The organism is uncultured Anaerococcus sp., from assembly GCF_963510575.1.
Lineage (GTDB): Bacteria > Bacillota > Clostridia > Tissierellales > Peptoniphilaceae > Anaerococcus.
The window spans coordinates 1-4378 of sequence record NZ_CAUPFR010000124.1; the positions used below are offsets into that span (position 1 = coordinate 1).

Annotated in this window: 1 protein-coding gene; it reads right to left on the reverse strand. The window is 35.2% G+C overall.

What is annotated here, in order from left to right:
* Positions 1–4378 (reverse strand): hypothetical protein (locus RQ907_RS07825; RefSeq protein WP_311492815.1); only part of this gene is annotated, 4378 nt, incomplete at both ends.

Consider the following 4378-nt stretch of genomic DNA (forward strand, 5'->3'; position numbering starts at 1 on the left):
TGGTGGTGTTTCCGGTGGTGTCTCTGGTTTAATAGTCGCTCCGACTACTGCTATATCCCTAAAGTCCTCATTTCTTCCCATGGCAATAGTAACTCCCTGTGGAATGTGTCCATTATAAAAAATGTCAAATTCGAAGGTTGCTCGTCTTAGGTTATCTCCCCATGGACCTATATCCTCACCTATACTTTGCCAATTACCTGTATAGCTTGTTACATCCACACTTGGCTCTGTATGCAAACCGTGAATATCGAACATACCCACCCTTATCTTTTCAGGATGTTCTACAAAATAGTAGTTAGTACGGTAATAATTGTCTCTTTCCTTGTCTTCTAAATACCGATGTGCAACTTGAGAAATTTCTTCTCCCGTTTTCTTGTTTACCCGCCTATCTGCAAGACTATTATATTCAGCTAAAAAATCCATTGGATAATTAAAATTACTAATGGCACCTTCTTCATCAAAAAACTTAAAGGCATTTCTTACATCAAGGGGCATAAATGGAGACTTACGAACTATATCTTCATCCACATCAAAGCTTACCCTAAGACCAATTATACCTGTATTACTTTTTCCATTGAGTGTATATATTCGAAGTTTAGATAAATCTGCCTTATCTGTAATTGATGGCCATTCAACTTTATAATCTCGACTAACTATAGGTTTGACAGGTTCCCCCAGAATATCCTTATAGTCTAACATTCTGTGTTCGTTCATCAACCTAGAACGTCCAATCCAATAATCCTTTGTTAGTTCAATCTTGTTTAAAATTTTTTGGTATTTCTTTAGTACTTCATCGTATTCTTTTATATATTCTTTGTTGGCCTTATCCCCCTTATACTCCTCTTCTAAGGCTTGAATTTCCTTATCTTGTATGCCTTTAATATAAGTACTATATCTTCCTAAGATATCATTGTAATCTTCTTCTTTTAAGTTTACTGAAGGACTAACTATATATTTATCCTTTAGATCATAAGTATCTGCCGGTGTAATACAATCAAACTTTTCATTATCGCTTAGGAATTTTTTACCTTTATCTTTTTGTTCTTGAATTTCCTTCATAGTATCTTCATAGATTTTTTGTATCTTATCTAAATAATACTGCCTATTGTGCCCACTTGGAGAATTTTCAAAAGCTTCATCTGGTAATTTCTTTATACGTTGGACTTCCTTTTGGTACCTAGCTTTAACCTCTTCCATACCACTAATTAGCCTTGCATCATAAGGATTCCATTCATCGATTTCTAGAGGTTGATTCTTAATATATACATGAGTTGGATTAAGACACCTAAGGATATCAATTACGTCATAAGTAGTTAATTCTTTTGTAACCCCAGCTTCTTTAAGAGCTGCTTTTATCTTATCTATGGCTTCTTTTTCTTTACCTTTTATGAAATTCTCATAGTTTTTCATACCTTCAGGATTTTTACTAGCAAAATCATCCCTACCGTCTGAATTGCCTATGAGAGTAAACTTTACATTCTTAACAAACCTTGGCATGACTATATTATAATCAGCAGCCGATACAGAATGATCTGATGAATAAACTCCTGAAAGGCTTACTTGGTACTCATAGGTCCAGGTTCCATTGTCGTTTTTCCTTGCAGGCCCAATCGGGGTTACGTCAACTCCACCACGTGGACTATCGACATTGGTTACCCCAGCTAAATCTAAGCCAAATCCTCTGGGATCAAAGTGTTTATCAGATGAAAGCAAATCATGATATCCATCTCCTGGCACAGCTTCTGGTACATAGTCCTTATAAATATGATCCTTACTCATTTCATTTTCGTTGGCAGTGCCATCGGGTTTATTATATTTTGGAACCCCTAATCCTGTCGGATCATTTCCTAACTTTTTAATTCCCTTTTTGTATGTTATATCAGTAAGGTTCATCAATTTTTCAATAAACTTATCATCATTAATTTTGGTATTGGCTCTGTAGTCCCCATAGCGACCGTAACCATTTGCTATCTGTACCCCTATATCAAAAGAGCTGGCTCCACTCGTTCTCATATTGATATGTAGAGACTTATCTGGGTCTGGTTTATAGGTCTTTAGTACTTGTTCTTCGATATATTCTCCAAAGTTGTAGTAATTCTTACCTATCTTGAGACCAATTTTTTTCTTATCTCCCGTGTACTCGCTTGGTCCACCACCAAAGTTGCCATAAAAACCGTTGATATCAAAATTACCTTCTCTAATAATTTCCGGATTAGTATAAATTGATGATATGGTTTTTCCCTTCATCTCTCTTACAGTTTTTCTAATAGTCTTATAGTATTTATTTCCTTCTCTTAGCCTATTAGCTGCCTCTGAAGTATCAGAAGGATCAGGTTCAAAATAAGTGTAATTAAGATAAGTATCGTTAATTAGAGAACCTGGTCTTGTTGATGAATAATCTATATCACTAGTACTAAATTTCCTGTAGTCAAAAAGATTTGGATTGCTGGCAGTTAGACCATTAAGAAGTCTAGCTCCAAGTGGCATGTTTGGAGACTTAGCAACTTGTTCTTTGTCTATGTCAAACTCAACTGTAAAAGTGATAGGACCTCCAGCTTGAGGGTTTATTAGTCTAAAGTGTCTGTAGTGGACTTCTGGCTTAAAAGAGCTAAAATCTCTGCTGCCATCATAGCCTTTTTTATATTTATCTTCGTCTAATTCTGGCTTATCGGCATGCATATAGACATTCTTATCAAATTCAATAACTTTATTTTTAAGCTCTCTTCTTCCATTTAAGTCGTTAAAGTATGGTAGGGTAAATGTGGCTTCCTTGTGCTTATAGTCTTCGTTGTTCCAATCCTTCTCTTTCATATTTTTGAGTTTATCTACATCTTCGTTGATAAGCTCACGAATTTCTTTATCCTTTGTATTTGCAACTGGTAGGGCGACATTTACATTCTTAAAAGTATAAGAATAAGTTCCATCATCTTTTTTCTTATATTCTTGGATTCCATCTAAGGTAAACTTGATATTTTTGGACATAGTTGGTGCATAGATATCAAGGTGGGTTGAAGAATATACATCATTTGATGTTATAGAATTAAAGCTCACTTGGTATTTGTACCTATATGAACCGTCAGGATTTGCACTTGCATAGCCTAGAGGGCTAACATCTACATAACCATTATTTTCACTCTTAGAAATTACAGATTCATCGCTTTTTAAATTTAGACCAAAGCGATAGACATAGTCTACGATATTTTTTCTTAGGTCATGAGACATTGAAGGTTCATTTTTTGCAAGGTATGAATTTACAATAGCAGCCATATAAGCTCTATAATCAACTTTAAAATTAGATTCTCCTAGTTCTTCTTTAAGCTTAGAAGGATTTTCTTTCATTACTTTTGAAACTTCGTCGGATTCAAAATTTTTTATTCCGTCATAAAATTCGTAAGATACACTTCCATCTGGATTAATAATCTTTTTTGCGTAAGCCCCATCTCTTGGTTCTGTAATAGGTTTTGAGTTTGGATTTCTAGGATAATCCGGATTGTACGAAGAATTATACTGGTCTATTTCATAGTTTTTTATATCATCTGATAAGGAACCAATTATATTTTTAAGCTGAGGAGCCTGACTATAGTCAACAACCCTCTCAATGACTTCATTAGTTGCCAAATTCCATATTAAAGTTGTTTGTGGAGCATAATTTTCTTTAGGAGCTAGAAGTTTAAAACCCTTGGTCGAATAAAATTTGTGGTTTTCACCATCAATTTTAAGTGTTAGTTCGTAGTATTGGGACTTCTCGCCTTCTTTTAGTCCTAAAAGGTTCATCTCTTTAAGCTTTGGTATCCACTCTTGGACCTTGGCAAAATTTGATGCATTTTCCTTATACTTGTTAAATTCTTCTTGAATTTCTGAAGGGGTCAATTCCTTGCCTTTTTTAAATTTATAATTACCGTTGTTTTCGTCTTCAATTGAATGGTTTTGGTAATTAATGTTGTGGTTCTTATCCTCATATTCAAGCTTTTCTAGATCAGGGTGGTCTTTCTTTTCTTCCTCTTTCTTCTCATCCTCTTTCTTTTCTTCCTTGGCTGAAGTTATTTGACCCGATTGGCCTTGTTCTTGATTATATGGATTACTATTGTTATTTGTAGGATTATAAGGATTTACAGGATTTGCCGGGTCAGTGTTATTATTTGTTGGATTTTCTGTACTTCCAGAATTTGGTGTAGGAATTTTACCAGGCTTTGCTTGGTCTATTTCACCAAAATGTGGCCCTTGAGTATTTGAATCTGTTCCAGGACTTGCTGGGTCTGGATCATTACTTACTGGTGGCTGCGGAGTTGGCTCTTTCTTAGGTACTCCAGGACTTGCTGGGTCAGAGTTATTAGTTACTGGTGGTTGTGAGGTTGGTTTTATTTTAGGTACCCCAGGG